The 19,065-nt window shown below is 39.2% G+C and carries 13 protein-coding genes, 1 tRNA gene and 2 rRNA genes; all 16 read right to left on the bottom strand.

Annotated elements, in window-relative coordinates; translation table 11 throughout:
* Window positions 1–47: 47 nt before the first annotated feature.
* Window positions 48–2,947, bottom strand: a 23S ribosomal RNA gene (locus ACN0NP_RS04765).
* Between the two features lie 146 nt (window positions 2,948–3,093).
* Window positions 3,094–3,166, bottom strand: a tRNA-Ala gene (locus ACN0NP_RS04760).
* A 54-nt stretch (window positions 3,167–3,220) separates the two neighbouring features.
* Window positions 3,221–4,768: ribosomal RNA gene (locus ACN0NP_RS04755) — 16S ribosomal RNA — on the bottom strand.
* The 16S and 23S rRNA genes sit together here with 1 tRNA gene alongside, the layout of an rRNA operon.
* A gap of 516 nt (window positions 4,769–5,284) precedes the next feature.
* Window positions 5,285–7,258 (bottom strand): ATP-dependent zinc metalloprotease FtsH, encoded by a 1,974-nt coding sequence (gene ftsH, locus ACN0NP_RS04750; protein WP_423216890.1) that lies wholly within the window; start codon window positions 7,256–7,258, stop codon window positions 5,285–5,287.
* Between the two features lie 18 nt (window positions 7,259–7,276).
* A complete protein-coding gene (gene hpt / locus ACN0NP_RS04745; RefSeq protein ID WP_024344485.1) occupies window positions 7,277–7,819 on the bottom strand; it encodes a hypoxanthine phosphoribosyltransferase in 543 nt (180 codons plus the stop codon).
* 4 nt (window positions 7,820–7,823) lie between these two features.
* Entirely contained in the window at window positions 7,824–9,089 is a 1,266-nt protein-coding gene (tilS, locus tag ACN0NP_RS04740; RefSeq protein ID WP_423216889.1) for a tRNA lysidine(34) synthetase TilS, read from the bottom strand.
* 9 nt (window positions 9,090–9,098) lie between these two features.
* Entirely contained in the window at window positions 9,099–10,385 is a 1,287-nt protein-coding gene (locus ACN0NP_RS04735; protein ID WP_033153635.1) for a serine hydrolase, read from the bottom strand.
* Between the two features lie 15 nt (window positions 10,386–10,400).
* Entirely contained in the window at window positions 10,401–10,520 is a 120-nt protein-coding gene (locus ACN0NP_RS04730) for an SP_0009 family protein (RefSeq protein WP_074629920.1), read from the bottom strand.
* 1 nt (window position 10,521) lies between these two features.
* Entirely contained in the window at window positions 10,522–10,893 is a 372-nt protein-coding gene (locus ACN0NP_RS04725) for an FtsB family cell division protein (protein ID WP_021143399.1), read from the bottom strand.
* Window positions 10,880–11,152, bottom strand: a complete 273-nt coding sequence (locus ACN0NP_RS04720; RefSeq protein WP_004233698.1) for an RNA-binding S4 domain-containing protein — start codon at window positions 11,150–11,152, stop codon at window positions 10,880–10,882. The genes ACN0NP_RS04725 and ACN0NP_RS04720 overlap by 14 nt, the downstream gene beginning before the upstream one ends.
* Window positions 11,153–11,332: 180 nt before the next feature.
* Window positions 11,333–14,830, bottom strand: coding sequence for a transcription-repair coupling factor (mfd, locus tag ACN0NP_RS04715; RefSeq protein WP_423216888.1), 3,498 nt, complete (start codon window positions 14,828–14,830; stop codon window positions 11,333–11,335).
* Window positions 14,831–14,835: 5 nt separating this feature from the next.
* Window positions 14,836–15,405: an aminoacyl-tRNA hydrolase gene (gene pth, locus ACN0NP_RS04710; protein WP_423216887.1), complete on the bottom strand. Its 570-nt coding sequence runs from the start codon at window positions 15,403–15,405 to the stop codon at window positions 14,836–14,838.
* A gap of 75 nt (window positions 15,406–15,480) precedes the next feature.
* On the bottom strand, window positions 15,481–16,596 hold the full coding sequence (gene ychF / locus ACN0NP_RS04705) for a redox-regulated ATPase YchF (protein ID WP_024344481.1): 1,116 nt from the start codon (window positions 16,594–16,596) through the stop codon (window positions 15,481–15,483).
* Window positions 16,597–16,699: 103 nt separating this feature from the next.
* On the bottom strand, window positions 16,700–16,894 hold the full coding sequence (locus ACN0NP_RS04700; RefSeq protein WP_004233691.1) for a DUF951 domain-containing protein: 195 nt from the start codon (window positions 16,892–16,894) through the stop codon (window positions 16,700–16,702).
* Window positions 16,895–16,904: 10 nt separating this feature from the next.
* Window positions 16,905–17,789 (bottom strand): diacylglycerol/lipid kinase family protein, encoded by an 885-nt coding sequence (locus ACN0NP_RS04695; RefSeq protein ID WP_423216886.1) that lies wholly within the window; start codon window positions 17,787–17,789, stop codon window positions 16,905–16,907.
* Between the two features lie 130 nt (window positions 17,790–17,919).
* Window positions 17,920–19,056: a DNA polymerase III subunit beta gene (gene dnaN, locus ACN0NP_RS04690; RefSeq protein ID WP_021143391.1), complete on the bottom strand. Its 1,137-nt coding sequence runs from the start codon at window positions 19,054–19,056 to the stop codon at window positions 17,920–17,922.
* Window positions 19,057–19,065: the final 9 nt, after the last annotated feature.

Raw genomic sequence — 19,065 nt, 5'->3', positions numbered from 1 at the left:
ATTCTAACAAGAAACCGACTCGCTGTCAATATTGACTCGTTTCTTTTTTGGATAAGTCCTCGAGCTATTAGTATTAGTCCGCTACATGTGTCACCACACTTACACTTCTAACCTATCTACCTGATCATCTCTCAGGGCTCTTACTGATATAAAATCATGGGAAATCTCATCTTGAGGTGGGCTTCACACTTAGATGCTTTCAGCGTTTATCCCTTCCCTACATAGCTACCCAGCGATGCCTTTGGCAAGACAACTGGTACACCAGCGGTAAGTCCACTCTGGTCCTCTCGTACTAGGAGCAGATCCTCTCAAATTTCCTACGCCCGCGACGGATAGGGACCGAACTGTCTCACGACGTTCTGAACCCAGCTCGCGTGCCGCTTTAATGGGCGAACAGCCCAACCCTTGGGACCGACTACAGCCCCAGGATGCGACGAGCCGACATCGAGGTGCCAAACCTCCCCGTCGATGTGAACTCTTGGGGGAGATAAGCCTGTTATCCCCAGGGTAGCTTTTATCCGTTGAGCGATGGCCCTTCCATGCGGAACCACCGGATCACTAAGCCCGACTTTCGTCCCTGCTCGAGTTGTAGCTCTCGCAGTCAAGCTCCCTTATACCTTTACACTCTGCGAATGATTTCCAACCATTCTGAGGGAACCTTTGGGCGCCTCCGTTACCTTTTAGGAGGCGACCGCCCCAGTCAAACTGCCCGTCAGACACTGTCTCCGATAGGGATAACCTATCTGGGTTAGAGTAGCCATAACACAAGGGTAGTATCCCAACAACGCCTCCACCGAAACTAGCGTCCCGATTTCATAGGCTCCTACCTATCCTGTACATGTGGTACAGATACTCAATATCAAACTGCAGTAAAGCTCCATGGGGTCTTTCCGTCCTGTCGCGGGTAACCTGCATCTTCACAGGTACTAAAATTTCACCGAGTCTCTCGTTGAGACAGTGCCCAAATCATTACGCCTTTCGTGCGGGTCGGAACTTACCCGACAAGGAATTTCGCTACCTTAGGACCGTTATAGTTACGGCCGCCGTTTACTGGGGCTTCAATTCACACCTTCGCTAATGCTAAGCGCTCCTCTTAACCTTCCAGCACCGGGCAGGCGTCACCCCCTATACATCATCTTACGATTTAGCAGAGAGCTGTGTTTTTGATAAACAGTTGCTTGGGCCTATTCACTGCGGCTGACTTAAAGCCAGCGCCCCTTCTCCCGAAGTTACGGGGCCATTTTGCCGAGTTCCTTAACGAGAGTTCTCTCGCTCACCTGAGGCTACTCGCCTCGACTACCTGTGTCGGTTTGCGGTACGGGTAGAGTATAATTAACGCTAGAAGCTTTTCTTGGCAGTGTGACATCACTAACTTCGCTACTTAACTTCGCTCCCCATCACAGCTCAATGTTATAGATATAAGCATTTGACTCATATCACACCTCACTGCTTAGACGTGCACTTCCAATCGCACGCTTTAGTTAGCCTACTGCGTCCCTCCATCACTATATACTCTAGTACAGGAATATCAACCTGTTGTCCATCGGATACACCTTTCGGTCTCTCCTTAGGTCCCGACTAACCCAGGGAGGACGAGCCTTCCCCTGGAAACCTTAGTCATACGGTGGACAGGATTCTCACCTGTCTTTCGCTACTCATACCGGCATTCTCACTTCTATGCGTTCCAGCGCTCCTCACGGTACACCTTCATCACACATAGAACGCTCTCCTACCATACCTAAAAGGTATCCACAGCTTCGGTAATATGTTTTAGCCCCGGTACATTTTCGGCGCAGGGTCACTCGACTAGTGAGCTATTACGCACTCTTTGAATGAATAGCTGCTTCTAAGCTAACATCCTAGTTGTCTGTGCAACCCCACATCCTTTTCCACTTAACATATATTTTGGGACCTTAGCTGGTGGTCTGGGCTGTTTCCCTTTCGACTACGGATCTTAGCACTCGCAGTCTGACTGCCGATTATATCTCGTTGGCATTCGGAGTTTATCTGATATTGGTAATCCGGGATGGACCCCTCAATCAAACAGTGCTCTACCTCCAAGAGACTTAACATCGACGCTAGCCCTAAAGCTATTTCGGAGAGAACCAGCTATCTCCAAGTTCGTTTGGAATTTCTCCGCTACCCACAAGTCATCCAAGCACTTTTCAACGTGCCCTGGTTCGGGCCTCCAGTGAGTTTTACCTCACCTTCACCCTGCTCATGGGTAGGTCACATGGTTTCGGGTCTACGACATGATACTAAGTCGCCCTATTAAGACTCGGTTTCCCTACGGCTCCGTCTCTTCAACTTAACCTCGCATCATATCGTAACTCGCCGGTTCATTCTACAAAAGGCACGCTCTCACCCATTAACGGGCTCGAACTTGTTGTAGGCACACGGTTTCAGGTTCTATTTCACTCCCCTCCCGGGGTGCTTTTCACCTTTCCCTCACGGTACTGGTTCACTATCGGTCACTAGAGAGTATTTAGGGTTAGGAGATGGTCCTCCCAGATTCCGACGAGATTTCTCGTGTCTCGCCGTACTCAGGATACTGCTAGGGTTAAAGACTATTTCGAATACGAGGCTGTTACTCTCTTTGGCTTACCTTCCCAGGTAATTCTTCTATAATCTTGTCGTCCCACAACGCAGTCCTACAACCCCGATGTGTAAACACATCGGTTTGCCCTCTTACCTTTTCGCTCGCCGCTACTAAGGCAATCGCGTTTGCTTTCTCTTCCTGCAGCTACTTAGATGTTTCAGTTCACTGCGTCTTCCTCTACATTACCTTAACAGTAATGAGTGACATGCATTACATGCCGGGTTCCCCCATTCGGACATCTCTGGATCAATGTTTACTTACAACTCCCCAAAGCATTTCGTCGTTAGTCACGTCCTTCATCGGCTTCTAGTGCCAAGGCATCCACCGTGCGCCCTTATTAACTTAACCTTATTTTGGTCTGTTGACCTTAAACTCATTAAATCACAGCGTTTCGGTTTATTTCTTGTTACTATCTACAATTCAATTTCTTGAATCGTGGAATTTGATATAGATATTCAATTTTCAATGGACAATCTTTGAATCTTTCGATTCAATGGAGCCTAGCGGGATCGAACCGCTGACCTCCTGCGTGCAAAGCAGGCGCTCTCCCAGCTGAGCTAAGGCCCCACAAGACCTCTCAAAACTAAACAATACTCCAAACGTGCTTCCGTTTATCCTTAGAAAGGAGGTGATCCAGCCGCACCTTCCGATACGGCTACCTTGTTACGACTTCACCCCAATCATCTATCCCACCTTAGGCGGCTGGCTCCAAAAGGTTACCTCACCGACTTCGGGTGTTACAAACTCTCGTGGTGTGACGGGCGGTGTGTACAAGGCCCGGGAACGTATTCACCGCGGCGTGCTGATCCGCGATTACTAGCGATTCCGACTTCATGTAGGCGAGTTGCAGCCTACAATCCGAACTGAGATTGGCTTTAAGAGATTTGCTTGCCGTCACCGACTCGCGACTCGTTGTACCAACCATTGTAGCACGTGTGTAGCCCAGGTCATAAGGGGCATGATGATTTGACGTCATCCCCACCTTCCTCCGGTTTATTACCGGCAGTCTCGCTAGAGTGCCCAACTTAATGATGGCAACTAACAATAGGGGTTGCGCTCGTTGCGGGACTTAACCCAACATCTCACGACACGAGCTGACGACAACCATGCACCACCTGTCACCGATGTTCCGAAGAAACTTCCTATCTCTAGGAATAGCATCGGGATGTCAAGACCTGGTAAGGTTCTTCGCGTTGCTTCGAATTAAACCACATGCTCCACCGCTTGTGCGGGCCCCCGTCAATTCCTTTGAGTTTCAACCTTGCGGTCGTACTCCCCAGGCGGAGTGCTTAATGCGTTAGCTGCGGCACTAAGCCCCGGAAAGGGCCTAACACCTAGCACTCATCGTTTACGGCGTGGACTACCAGGGTATCTAATCCTGTTTGCTCCCCACGCTTTCGAGCCTCAGCGTCAGTTACAGACCAGAGAGCCGCTTTCGCCACCGGTGTTCCTCCATATATCTACGCATTTCACCGCTACACATGGAATTCCACTCTCCCCTTCTGCACTCAAGTCTAACAGTTTCCAAAGCGAACAATGGTTAAGCCACTGCCTTTAACTTCAGACTTATTAAACCGCCTGCGCTCGCTTTACGCCCAATAAATCCGGACAACGCTCGGGACCTACGTATTACCGCGGCTGCTGGCACGTAGTTAGCCGTCCCTTTCTGGTAAGTTACCGTCACTGTGTGAACTTTCCACTCTCACACACGTTCTTCTCTTACAACAGAGCTTTACGATCCGAAAACCTTCTTCACTCACGCGGCGTTGCTCGGTCAGGGTTGCCCCCATTGCCGAAGATTCCCTACTGCTGCCTCCCGTAGGAGTCTGGGCCGTGTCTCAGTCCCAGTGTGGCCGATCACCCTCTCAGGTCGGCTATGTATCGTCGCCTTGGTGAGCCGTTACCTCACCAACTAGCTAATACAACGCAGGTCCATCTACTAGTGAAGCAATTGCTCCTTTCAAGCATCTAACATGTGTTAAATGCTGTTATGCGGTATTAGCTATCGTTTCCAATAGTTATCCCCCGCTAGTAGGCAGGTTACCTACGCGTTACTCACCCGTTCGCAACTCTTCCAACTTTAGCAAGCTAAAGTCTTCAGCGTTCTACTTGCATGTATTAGGCACGCCGCCAGCGTTCGTCCTGAGCCAGGATCAAACTCTCATTTAATCTTGTTCTCATTCTGTCACTGACAGATTTATCGTTTTTTGACAGGTTACTTCCGTAACCCGCACGTTTGGTTCGTATTGTTCAGTTTTCAAAGGTCTTTGTCTCACTCGAGACAACTTCTATATTCTATCAAATTTAACTCTCGTTGTCAACAACTTTTTCAAAGTTTTTTCAAACAAGTTTCAAATCTGATTGCCATCGTTCTCTCTCAAACAACAGCTATATTAGTTTAACATTTCTAACAGGCTTTGTCAAGAACTTTTTTCAAAGTTTTTTTCAACCTCTTAGAAACTCTTGCCGTCTCATGCGACAGCTATATTAGTATACTAAACTTAACTTACACTGTCAACACTTTTTTGAAAAGTTTTTCATTTTATCTTATTCTTCCTTTCATACCGCGTAAATGGCTCATTTTGAGGCGTTTTTACAGCTGTTTATTCTATTATATACATAAGTAAAAAGAAGGCCAAACGGCCTTCTTTTTTGCTTATATGATGTCTTAGACTTGTTCAAAAGTTATTCTTCTGAGTCATCCATCTTTTCTTTCACTTCATCATATGAAAGTGCATGTGCTTCTTCAGTATCTTCTTCTAACTCAGCAGGTACTTTACCTGTTTCGTAAATTGATTTAATCTGAGCAGCATCAAGAGTTTCATATTTAAGAAGTGCTTCTGCAATAAGTTTATGAGTTTCGCGATTATTATTAATGATATCAGCAGCTTTGTTACGTGCTTCATTAAGAAGTGCGCGGACTTCATCATCAATCAACTGTGCAGTTTGAGGTGAGTATGATTTTTCTGGTGACAGTTGACCTGCCATCATTGCATGGCTACCTTCATATTGAACAGGGCCAAGTTTTTCACTCATACCGTACTCAGTGACCATCGCGCGAGCTAATTGTGTTGCTTGTTCAAAGTCATTTGATGCACCAGTTGTTTGTGCATTAAAGATAATTTCTTCAGCAACTCGTCCACCCATTAAACCAGCTAATTGTTCTTTGAGATCTGACTTAGAGTGAAGCATTTGATCTTCTTTTGGAAGAGCAATCATGTATCCGCCAGCACGACCTCGAGGGACAATTGTGACTTTGTGTACAACACGAGCACTTGAGAGAACTAAACCAACAATAGTGTGTCCAGCTTCATGGTATGCGACCATTTCGCGCTCACGTTGTGAAATAGTACGATCTTTCTTAGATGGTCCTGCAATAACTCTATCTTCAGCTTCATCAATATCTGAAGCATCAATTTTAGTTTTATTACGGCGAGCTGCTACAAGGGCAGCTTCATTTAAGACATTTTCAAGATCTGCACCGACAAAACCAGGGGTTTGTTGTGCGACGACTTTTAAGTTAACATCTTCTGCTAATGGTTTGTTTTTAGCATGCACTCGAAGAATAGCTTCACGTCCCTTAACATCTGGACTACCGACAAGAATTTTACGGTCAAAACGTCCTGGACGAAGAAGAGCCGGGTCTAGCACATCACTTCGGTTAGTTGCAGCAATAACGATGATATTTTCATTCCCTTCAAAACCATCCATTTCGATAAGAAGTTGGTTGAGGGTTTGTTCACGTTCATCGTTTCCGCCACCCATACCGGCACCACGGCGACGACCTACAGCATCAATTTCATCGATGAAAATAATGGCACGTTCAGCTTTCTTAGCATCTTCAAAGAGAGATCTTACACGACTTGCACCTACACCAACGAACATCTCAACAAAATCAGAACCTGAAATTGAGAAAAATGGAACGCCTGATTCACCGGCAACGGCTTTTGCAAGAAGTGTTTTACCTGTTCCTGGAGGGCCTTCAAGAAGGACACCTGCCGGGATACGTGCTCCAAGTGCTTTATATTTTTTAGGATTTTTCAAGAAATCAACAACTTCAACAAGTTCTTGTTTTTCTTCTTCAGCACCAGCAACATCAGAGAATCTTACTTTTACATCACCTTTTTGTTGTGATTTAGCTCGGTTTTTACCAAAGCTCATTGCTCCACGAGCACCATTTCCTCCTTGATTCATCATCATGAAGAAGAAAACGATCACTAAGATAAGTGGAAGATAAGTAAGTGCCAACGATAGCCAAGTGCCGCTTGAGCTCTCTTGTTTGATATTTACATCAACATCAGCTTTTTCTGCTGCTTTAGTAAGTGAATCAATAGAAGAATCGCTTGGTAAGATGATTGATGTAAATTCAGTAACAGAAGTTGAAGTATCTCCTTCTAGAAATGGAAGTGAGGCACTTGATTTTGTTTTTTGAGCCTTTTTGTACTTACCACTTACTTCGATAATACTTCCGCTTGGCTGGTAAGTAATTGATTTAATATCACCCGATTTAATTTGTTTAACTAAAGTCGAGTAATTAATTTGCTGGCTTTGTGTACTTGTTCCCCTTAAATAATATTGGAATGCGGTAATCGCCGCAATAATAACAAGAATATAGATAAAGGAATTTTTTACAAAGCCATTATTTTTGTTATTTTTCATATAACTAACGACTTTCTACTATTTTGAATAGATTTCTTCTTTCAAAACGCCAACATATGGTAAATTACGGTAACGTTCAGCATAGTCAAGGCCAAACCCTACGATAAACTCATTTGGTACATCGTAGCAGACATAGTCAGCTTCAATATCAACAACACGACCTTCTGGTTTATCAAAAAGGGTTGCAATTTTAACTGAATTAGCTTTACGATATTTAAACATGTCACGAAGGTATTTTAGAGTACGTCCTGTATCGATAATATCTTCGATAAAGATGACATCACGACCTTCAATATTCGTATTTACATCTTTAAGGATTTTTACCTCACCACTACTTTGTGTTCCACCATGATAGCTAGAAACGACCATAAAATCAATTTCAACGTGCGTATCAATGTGTTTAATCAATTCTGCCATAAACGGAACAGAACCTTTTAAAACACCAATCAATAGAGGATTTTTACCTTCATAATCTTTTGTGAGTTGTTCACCCAATTCTTTGGTTTTACTAACAATCTCCTCTTCAGAATATAACACTTTTTCAATATCTTGTTCAAGCATGACATCACCTATTTCTAATTTTTTCAATATACAATTTGCCCTCCATTATATCATGTTTAGAGGGTTTTCTCAAATAAGTTTTATCAGCAACCAGGACAAAAATTATTTTTCCATCTTGTTCACCAATAATGGCATCAGCTCGTTCTTGACTTGGAATCTTTTCATCAATAAAAAGCCTACGCAATTTCTTTGAAAATTTTCCAAAATCAATACGATCACCTTCTTGTCTTCGCCGTAGAAGAACCGGACTTAGACTATAAAGGGCAATACCTTCCTTATCTCTGCTGACAAATTGAAATCGATACTGACCATAATTGACTATACTACTATAGTCTATCATCTTTTGATCTAGTTCCCTATCGGTCTTAGGGCTGATTTTTTTAATCTGAAATGCATCGTAGTCCTTAACTAACCAATAATTAGATTTTATGTGATACTTCGCATTTGATTTATTTCTCAACGTCTGTAAAATTTCTTCAAATTGTCCACGAGTAACCTGTAAATCAGGGTAATTTTCAAGATAATTTTGAAGAAGAATTGTTTGAACTGCTTGAGATTGAGCCAAAAACTGAGAACAATTCGTCACATCAATATTTTGTGTTAAGTCTTGGAAAGCTTGAAAAAGTTGCTCACTTTCTTCTCCAAGCTGACGAAGTCCCTGCTTAAATTTTGGATTTTCTTCCTCCAAAATCGGAATATAACGATTTCTAATACGATTTCTCAAAAACTCTAAAGATTGATTTGAATCATCTTCAAAATGAAAAACATCTGGTAAATCTTTTTTGAAATAGTCTAAAAAGGGACGAATTAATTCACCATTAGCAAAGGGAGAGACTGCTTGAATTCCTGATAAATGGCGCAAGCGGCTACCCCGTAAAAGTCTCATAAAGATTGTTTCTGCTTGGTCATCAGCATGATGAGCTGTTACAAGTGCTGTGTAGTTTTGCTCATTCATAATTTGCTTAAAAAAGTGATATCGGAAATCACGCGCCGTTTTTTCAGAAAAATTTCCTGAAAAATAAGAAACATAAATTGGAACTTGGTGCTCGTTTGCCCAATCTCGTAAATAATTTTCTTCTGTATCTGATTCAACACGTTGTTTGTGATTGACGTGAGCAATCCCAATTTCTATACCTAATTTTTTTCGGTATATATACAAAAAGTGTAGCAGATTCATAGAATCTACTCCACCTGAGACAGCTATTAAAACTTTTTTATGTTTGGCAAAATATGCCTTCTTTTGAATTTCTTTTACTAATTTATCATACATAAGACATCACTATTTTAAAATATTGTAAACGTCGTTAGCGATATTTGAAATATCGTCGTACGAAGCATTATCTGTGAAAATTGATAAGATAAAAGGTTCATTAGCGTAGACTATCGCAACATCGTGTCTATAGTCATAGGCATCACCGATTTTATGAGCAACTTGAACATTGATATCTTTAGAGATACGTGCTGTGTCAAAATCAGTTGACGATAGATAAGAAATGATATCTCCATTTTGCTGATAGATAGCTTCCATTAAGTCAGCAGCTGTTTTGGAAGACATTTCACGCGATTTCATATCAAATGCTGTATTCGTTATAGCACTGATATCTGAAGTGAAATGTTCACCATATTGTTTAGCAATATAGTAACCTAAGATGTTTGTTGCAACATTATCAGAATGCTGGCAGACAGCTTTTAACAAGTCTTCAACACTATAATCCTTATTGTCAGCTGTCTTGCTAATTTTCCCGCTACCACTTGGATTATAGGCTTTAGAAAAATTATTCACATCAGCAGTGTATCTTAATTTATCATCCATCTTAACACTGCCGTCTTGAATTTTTTCTTCAACGTAGTAAAGTGTTGCGAGTTTAGCAACACTAGCTGCGTACATGGTTGTGTCAGAATTAATACCTGCTGTTTCTTGCGTTGATAATTGTTTAACGTAAATAGAATAATTACCCTTATTATATTTCTGATTAAGAACCTGCTGAACTTTTTCCATACGGTTATCAGAGGTTGATAGATAGTCTTCGCTAATCCAACCTTTGCCATCAACTTTATAATAAGTTCCATGATAAGTTGTAGCTTTTTGAGTAACTGTAACAGCTGAATAAGCTGTTAAATCAGTCTGAACTTCATGTGTACCTACAACATACGGTGCTTGATACACTTTGAAATCCTCTTTTAGCCAATATTTTTCGTTATCAGATTCTTGACTAAGAACCACATCATCGTAAATCAATTGATGACTCGCCTCAATATAAGAACCATTTGATAATTTGAAGACAGGTTCTGAATTATCGTTAACGGATAAATCAATAACATCTAGATGCTGATTAGCAGCAAGTGACCCTGATACAGTTGTCAAATTACTATCTTTAAAAACATCGGTTGCTTGTATAAGAATCGGATTTGACGGTAGTGAGTCATAATAAGCTGCTGTTGTTGCAATACCAGCAGCCAATTGATACTTTTCGACATTAGTTAAATCAACATTTTTTTCAGTACTAACAGCAGAAAGAGAAGTCAAGAAAAATGGTATTAGCATCACTGCGAATAATTTTTTCATTGGCTCCTCCTTTCATTATTTTTTGGGTATTTGATGGTTTTCTTCACGTAATTTTTGATTTTCTTTTGCCAATTCTTCTAATTTTTCATCGGAATAGGCTAAAAATTTTTCAATTGTTTCGATTAAATTTTCCATATTATTTTGGTAATAAATTTGGCAATGGATAAACTGTTTCGCCTGAGCGTGACAAATAGTATTTCGCACGAGCGTATTTTTCAACATAAGTGTCATCTTTTAAGCGATTAGCCAAGACTTTTTCTGCATCTGTCTCAACAACTAAGTTATTGTAAGTTTTTTGAAGTGATACAACTTTATCTTTACGCTCTTGCAGTGTTTGATAACTTTTGACAAGATTATATGTCGGTAAAATGAACAACAACATTACAACAATCAAAATCCACCCCATAAAACGATTACGTTTACGATTTTCCTCTTCAAGGTAACGTTTTTTGGTGTTTTCATCGTTGATGTATTGATTGTTCAACTGAACGATATTAGGCTTCTCCATCCGCTTCTATCCTTGTTTCATTAATGATTTCATACATTTTAGTAGCATCTTCTTTTTTGGTACTGTCTTTCATTTCAAGGACACGTACTGTCAGCAATTTATTTCCAAAACGAATTTCAACTTCGTCGTTAAGTTTTAAATCTGTTGATGATTTGGCTAAGATGCCATTAACTTTGATACGCCCTTTATCAGCAACTTCTTTTGCTACTGGACGACGTTTAATAATACGGGATACTTTTAAATATTTATCTAGTCTCATATATTTTACCTCGCAATCTTTTCTATTTTATCACTTTTTTTCAGAAAATAGATGCTTTCAATCTGTTTGTTAAGATAATGTAATAAAAAGAGAGCAAATGCTCTCTTAGTGAAAATACTATTTCTACTATAGTAAGTATAAAAATGTTCGACGTGAAACATTGTCAAAATTCTTTGACAACTAGTTTTCTTGGGCTTTTCTGGCTTTGATTTCAGCCAACATGCTACCAAATTTTTGAAGTTCTTCTAGAATTTCGTAATCTTTTTTACCTCTGACATTGAACGTAATTTCAATCTTACCTTGATTTTCTCCAATGCGGGCTTTCAAATCTGTTTTAGACAGAGCCTCAAAATAATCTTGTGTTAAATAGTGTTGCAGCGAAGCTTTCTCAAAACGTACCAACAAATTGTTATCTTTACGTTCAACAAGTTCAGTAAAAGCATTGTCCATGTACGATTTCACGAGACCAATTTCAAGAAGATAAGCAACCTGATCTGGATACTCTCCAAAACGGTCAATTAATTCATCCTGTAAAGTTTGATAATCATTTTGACTTTCAATTTCACGAATACGTTTGTAAATTTCGATTTTTTGACGTTCGTCATCAATATAATCACTTGGAAGATAAGCATCAATTTGTAGATTGATCTCAGCATTGCTCTTACGACGTGTTTGAGATTTGCCCTGCTTCTTAGCAATAGCTTCTTCTAGCAGTTGCGAATACATTTCAAATCCAACTGAATCGATAAAACCACTTTGTGAGGCACCAAGAATATTTCCCGCACCACGAATAGACAAATCTCGCATTGCAATCTTGAAACCAGATCCAAGTTCTGTAAAACCTTTAATAGCATCCAAACGTTTCTCAGAAACTTCTGTCAAAATCTTGTCTGGGCGATACATGAGGTAAGCATAAGCAATACGATTAGAACGCCCAACACGACCACGAAGTTGATACAAAGTTGACAAGCCCATATGGTCAGCATTTTCAATGAAAAGTGTATTAACATTTGAAATATCAACGCCTGTTTCAATGATAGTCGTCGCAACAAGAACGTCGTAAACACCTTCAATAAAATCCATCAACGTGTTTTCAAGTTGAATTTCACTCATTTGACCATGAACAAAACCAATACTAGCTTCAGGAACTAGCTCTTGCAGTTCTGATACTTTTTGGTCAATCGTGTCAACTCGATTGTAAACGTAGAAAACTTGACCACCGCGATCCATTTCACGAATAATGGCTTCGCGAATCAAGCCAGGATTAGTTTCCAAAACATAAGTTTGAACAGGATAACGATTTGTCGGTGGCGTTTCGATAACTGACAAATCACGAATTCCTAGCATGGACATATGCAAAGTTCGTGGAATTGGGGTTGCCGTTAACGTTAGCACGTCGACTTTAGTTTTAAGTTCTTTTAATTTTTCCTTGTGCTTAACACCAAAACGCTGTTCTTCATCAATAATAATCAGGCCCAAATCAGCAAATTCAACGTCTTTAGACAAGAGTCGATGCGTACCAATAATGATATCAACTTGACCTTGTTTTAATTTCTCTAAAGTCTCATTTTGCTCTTTTTTACTTTGGAAACGGCTAAGAACAGCCACCTCTACAGGATAATTATCAAAACGCTCTGAGAAATTTGTGAAGTGCTGTTGAGCAAGAACAGTAGTTGGCACCAAAACAGCTACTTGCTTGTGGTCATTAACTGCCTTGAAGGCTGCACGCATAGCAACTTCTGTTTTACCAAAACCAACATCACCTACCAAAAGACGATCCATAGGTTTAGCTTCTTCCATATCGTGTTTGATTTCCTTGATTGAACGAAGTTGATCCTCTGTCTCAACATAAGCAAAATCATCATCAAACTCTCGTTGAAGATCGTCGTCTGGTGAGAAAGCAAAACCTTTCATCTGGCTACGTTCGGCGTATAATTTCAATAAATCATCAGCAATATCTTCAACTTGCTTAGAAACTTTTTGTTTAGTCTTTTGGAAACGACCATCATTTAATTTATTAATTTTAGGCTCTTTGCCATCAGCTGAAACATATTTTGATAAACTTTCAATCTGCTCAACTGGCAAGGAAATTGTCGAAGAACCTTGATATTGAATGGTCAAGTAGTCACGATGCACACCATGAATTTCAATTGTCTCAATTCCTAAAAACTTACCAATACCATGAACATGGTGAACAACATAATCACCTTTAGAAAGTTCATTATAGTCTTTTAAACGTTCAGCATTGCTGATATTTGAACGACGAATACGACGTTTGACTTTCTTGTGATAAATTTCATGCTCTGTTATTAAGACAATTTTTTCATCAGCAAAGTAAAAACCATTTGAAAGGTTACCGGTAATTAGCTGTGCCTGATGTTCTTGCACTTCATCTGCAGAAACCATCGGCAAATCCAAACCATACTCCTGCAAGTTTTCCTGCAGACGCTCTAAGCCATGTTGTGTGTCCGACTGAATTAGAATAGTTGCTTTGGACTTTTGATAACGATTGATTTCGTCAATCAATAACGGAAACTGATTGAAAAATTCCTGCATAGGATATTGCATAAAATTGTGCAGACTATCGAATTTTAGATTTCCTAATCCTTTATGGAAGTTTGAGAAAAAGGTTGCTGGCTGATACTGACGCAAATCTTTATAAATATCAGCAAAGTAAACCAAACTTGACACAGCTTTACCACGTTGTAAATCCTCTGTCAACAAGTTTGCAACCTCTAAATCAAACTTAGCATTGCGATCAACAATCTTTTGATAGTCATCAAAGAACACAGGTGTCCCTTTTGGAATGTAATCCAAAAGCGTCCATTCTTTAGCATAAAAGAGCGATAAGAAACGTCTTATATCCTGATGACGATAATGTTCCTGTGTTGCAGCATAAAGTTCACTTAGATAAGCATGTTGAGCATCTTTAGCTGTTTCTAGGTATTTTTCAAAAGCTGTACTAGCTCTAGTAAAGTCTTCCTCAGACAAAATCAATTCATCTGCAGGGTAGATTGTAACTTGCTCAACGTTACTAAGTGATTTTTGAGTTTCAGCATCGAACTCACGAATACCATCAACTTCATCACCAAAGAATTCTAAACGATAAGGATAGTCAGCCGTCACCTCATAAATATCTACAATATCACCACGTCTGCTAAACTCCCCAGGATTTAAAACTTGGGATACCTTCTGGTAACCTACGTTTGACAAGACCTTTACAACCTTGTCAAGGTTGTAATCCTCACCAACAACAAATTTCAACTGACTCTCAGCATAAGCTTTGGGATTTGGTAATAAAACTCGTGCCCCTACCAAGCTTGTAATTAAGATTCCTGTTTGTGTAGTATCTTGTAAAAAATTTAAAGCTTCCAATCGCGAGTGAGCTTTATCCATAGACGCAAAAATAAATTCTGCTGCTGCAACGTCATCCGCAAAAAATGTATAAACCTTATCCTCACCAATTAACCCAGATAAATCACTGGCTAATTTTTCAACTTCATTTTGAGTTGATGTCAGAACAACAATTTTTTCTTCATTTGCCTGATAAGCCGAAGCAATGGCAAGAGCCTTGCTTGCTCCTGACAACCCCATTATAAGTTGTCTACCAAGATTTGATACTCCTCTATGCCATGTTTGAATCAGCTTATTCTGGCTAAATAAATCAATGATATTCATAGACTTTACCCATTAAATTTTTGCATTGTCTTCACAAAGTCTGCTTCCTGTAAATAAAATTGAACGGCATCATTCACTTTTTCAAGTGTATTCGTTACTGTGATGTAATCATCTTTATCAAATTTTCCAAGAACATGATCAACAACTGATCGTCCTTGTTTTGGACGTCCAATGCCAACTTTAATACGATCAAATGCTTGTGTTCCTGTATGAGCAATAATTGATTTGATACCGTTGTGACCACCAGCAGAGCCTTTTTGACGAAGACGAATACGACCAACTTCCATATCTAAATCATCATAAATTACCATAAAATCTTCAATAGCGATATTATAATAAGTCAACAAAGCATGAACCGCAATTCCAGAATTATTCATAAAAGTTGTTGGTTTTACAAGATAAACTTTTTCACTGTTGATAAAAGCAGAGCCAACTTCTGCTTTAAAGTTTTTATCTTCTGAAAATGTCACATTTAAGTCTTTTGCCAGACGGTCAATTGCCATAAAACCAATATTGTGACGTGTTTCGTGATATTTACTGCCTGGATTTCCCAGACCAACAATCATTTTTACCATTATTTTTCCTTTCAAATGTCAAAAGGGCTGGAAAAACTTTTTCCAACCTCATTTGATTTTCAATTATTAATTAGCTTAGACGTTAAAGCGGAATTCCATGATGTCACCATCTTGAACCACATAATCTTTCCCTTCTTCACGAAGACGACCTGCTTCTTTGACAGCTTTTTCTGAACCGTATTTGATTAAATCATCGTAAGACATTGTAATTGCACGGATGAATCCACGTTCGAAGTCAGAGTGAATGATACCAGCTGCTTGAGGTGCTTTGATACCACGTTTAAATGTCCATGCACGAACTTCTTTTTCACCTGCAGTGAAATAAGTTCCAAGACCAAGCAAGTGGTAAGCTGCACGAGTCAAACGGTCGACACCAGATTCTTTCAAACCAAGATCTTCAAGGAAGAATTCTTTATCTTCATCGTCAAGTTCAGAGATTTCTTCTTCTGCACGTGCTGAGATAACAACAACTTCAGCATTTTCAGTTGCTGCAAATTCACGAATTTGTTTCACATATTCGATATCATCTGGATTAGCAACTTTATCTTCATCGACGTTTGCTACGTAAAGAACTGGTTTTGTTGTCAAAAGGAATAATTGTTTAACAATTTTTTGTTCGTCTTCTGTAAATTCAATTGTACGAGCTGATTTACCATCTTCAAGTACTGGTTTGATTTTTTGAAGAACGTTAAATTCTGCAACAGAATCTTTATCTTTTTGTGTACGTGCCACTTTTTCAACACGCGCATAACGTTTGTTGACTGATTCTAAGTCGGCAAGAATCAATTCCAAGTTGATTGTATCGATATCAGCAAGTGGATCAACAAAGGCATCTTCACGACCTTGTTCACGCATAACGTTTTCGTCATCAAATGCACGAACAACGTGAACAATCGCATCAACTTCACGAATGTTAGCAAGGAATTTATTACCAAGGCCTTCACCACGAGATGCACCTTTTACGATACCTGCAATATCAGTAAATTCAAATGTTGTTGGAACTGTTTTTTTAGGTGTAATAAGTTCAGTCAATTTTTGTAGACGTTCATCTGGGACTTCTACCATACCAACGTTAGGGTCAATTGTCGCGAAAGGATAGTTAGCAGCTTCCGCACCTGCCTTTGTAATCGCATTAAAAAGTGTTGATTTTCCGACGTTTGGTAAACCAACGATACCTGCTGTTAAAGCCATATTTTATTAGTCTCCGTTAAATTTATTCAATCAAAACTATTATAGCATAAAATCAAACAAAAAAGCCCGCTATATGCGCAGACTTAATCAAATTGATATATTCTTATGACAATACTTTTTTCAATTTACGTTCGAAATCATGACGACTCATCATGACAATATGGTCACAGTTAGTGCAGCGAATTTTAATATCAGCACCAACACGAACAACTTCCCACTCATTCGCTTTTTTACCAGTGGCTTTGATAGTGCATGCATGAGGCTTTTTCATTTCAACAAGGCTTCCAATTTCGTACATGATTTCTCCTTTACAAATAAATATAACGTTTCTGAGGTGATAAAGTCACTTCATCAAGCGATACAATTTCTCCATCAATCTCGATTAGGCTGCTCTCAGATGGTTTTAGAGTGATTTTTCGGTAAGTCTGATGCTGGAAATAATTGAGACGCTTGTGCTGTTTCAAAACTAAAGTAAGCAACACCAAAGCTCGTTTCCACAAAGTCTCACCTTTAGCATAAACACAATCTAAATTTCCAGAATAGGCCGTTGCATCTGGCCAAATCATCACGCCACCACCAAAATAAGTGTTATTGGCTAGTGAAAAAAAGAAAAGGTCTTTCAGCTCAATAGACTCTCCCACTTCATTTTCTAAAACAAGTGAAGCAAATGCTGGTTTCTTAATCAAACACTGAATTGCCGTTAAAACGTAAATTAAATTTCCTAAATGATATTTATTGAGTTTCGCTTTAAGCTTTGAATGTTCAACGTGATTAATCACCCATGAAGCAAAACCAAGGTCTAAACTATTTAACACTAAACCTTTCTGATAAGTGAAAACAGTAATCTCTTTTGGCGCTTTTTCCAGTGATTTCATTAGCTGAATTGGATTTTTTCTTAAACCAAGAGCACGCGCAAAATCATTTCCCGAACCAATCGGATAATAAGCAAATGGAATTTCAGCTGGCCAATAATACAAAACTTTAGACAAAGTTCCATCACCACCAAGAATCAATAACTTATCTTGTGAGCATTGAAAAGATTTTAAAACTTGCTTAACTTGATTTTCTTCATCATTTCGATATCGCGTAAAAAAAGTAATTACGTTTTGCTCTGAGTGATTTTTCAACGTTGCAATAATATCTTTGGCACTACGATTTCCTGAATGAGGATTAGCAATAATATAAAGTGTCATATCAAAAGATATTATAACATAAAAAGCAAGAGCACTGCATAGACAGTACCCTTGCCGGAGATTATGAAAAAGAAAAGTTTTAGGATGATTATAGTATACGAAGTCATCCTTAAAGTTTCCTTAAAGATTTTTAGTTTGTACGAACTGGTGTGATAAGTTGGATAAGATTTTCAGCATCATCACCTGGTACCAAAGTAAATGGACGTACTGGAGAGATGAAACGGATAATAACTGTTTCACTCTTCAAAGCTTTAAGAGCTTCAATAAGATAAGTTGGGTTAAAGCTGATTGTTAAATCGCTACCTGATTGGTCAATGATATCAAGTTCTTCGTTTACTTTACCAACTTCTGGAGAGTTAACGTGTGCTGATACGCTGTTATTTGTAATTTCAAGTTTAACAGTACCATTTTGTGTAGCATTTGAAATCAAGTGAGCACGTTCCATAGCTGAACGAAGAGCATTTGTATTGAATGTAACTTCAGTTTCAAATGAATTTGTCAACAAGCGGTCAGTATCAGGGTAATTTCCTTCTAGAAGACGTGTGTAGAAACTAATGTAGTCACTTCTAAAGAGCATTTGGCTATCTGAGAAGAAGACTTCAACAGTTTCAATGTCATCTGTAAATACAGCCGCAAATTCACGAAGTGATTTACTTGGAACAACAACATTAAAGTCGTTTGATGTATTTTCCAAAGTTAATTTACGTTGGCTCATACGGTGTGAGTCAGTTGCTACAGCTTTAAAATCTTTGTGATCACTAAGAACCATGTGAACACCTGTCAAAATTGGACGACTTTCTTGAAGACTAGCTGCAAATGCTGTTTCAGTAATAATTGATTTTAATAGTTTTGTTTCAATAACAAGTGGATTTTCAGTTGCCATTTCTTGAAGACGAGGGTAAAGATCAACATCTTTTCCTTTAAGTGTGATTTCTGATTTACCACTTGTCAATACGATTTGGTGACTTTCAATTTCTTCAAAATCTAATGTTACATCTGGAAGACTTGAAACAATATTAATAAAGAAGTTTGCTTCTAATAGTACTGCACCTGGTGATGTAATTAATAGACCTGCATTTTCATTTGTTGTTGGAATTGTGTTTTCAATAGAAATTTGTCCATTAGAACCAGTTAAAGTAATGTTGTTGTTTTGTACTTCAATTTTGATTGTAGATAAAATTGGAAGTGCGTTCTTCGTAGAGATTGCTCTCTTAGTTGCATTCAATGCTTGAAGAAAGAATGATTTATTAATTGAGAATTTTATCATGAGATAACT

The organism is Streptococcus equinus, assembly GCF_049393805.1.
GTDB classification, from domain to species: Bacteria; Bacillota; Bacilli; order Lactobacillales; family Streptococcaceae; genus Streptococcus; species Streptococcus equinus.
This window is presented reverse-complemented; position numbering and strand designations above follow the sequence as displayed.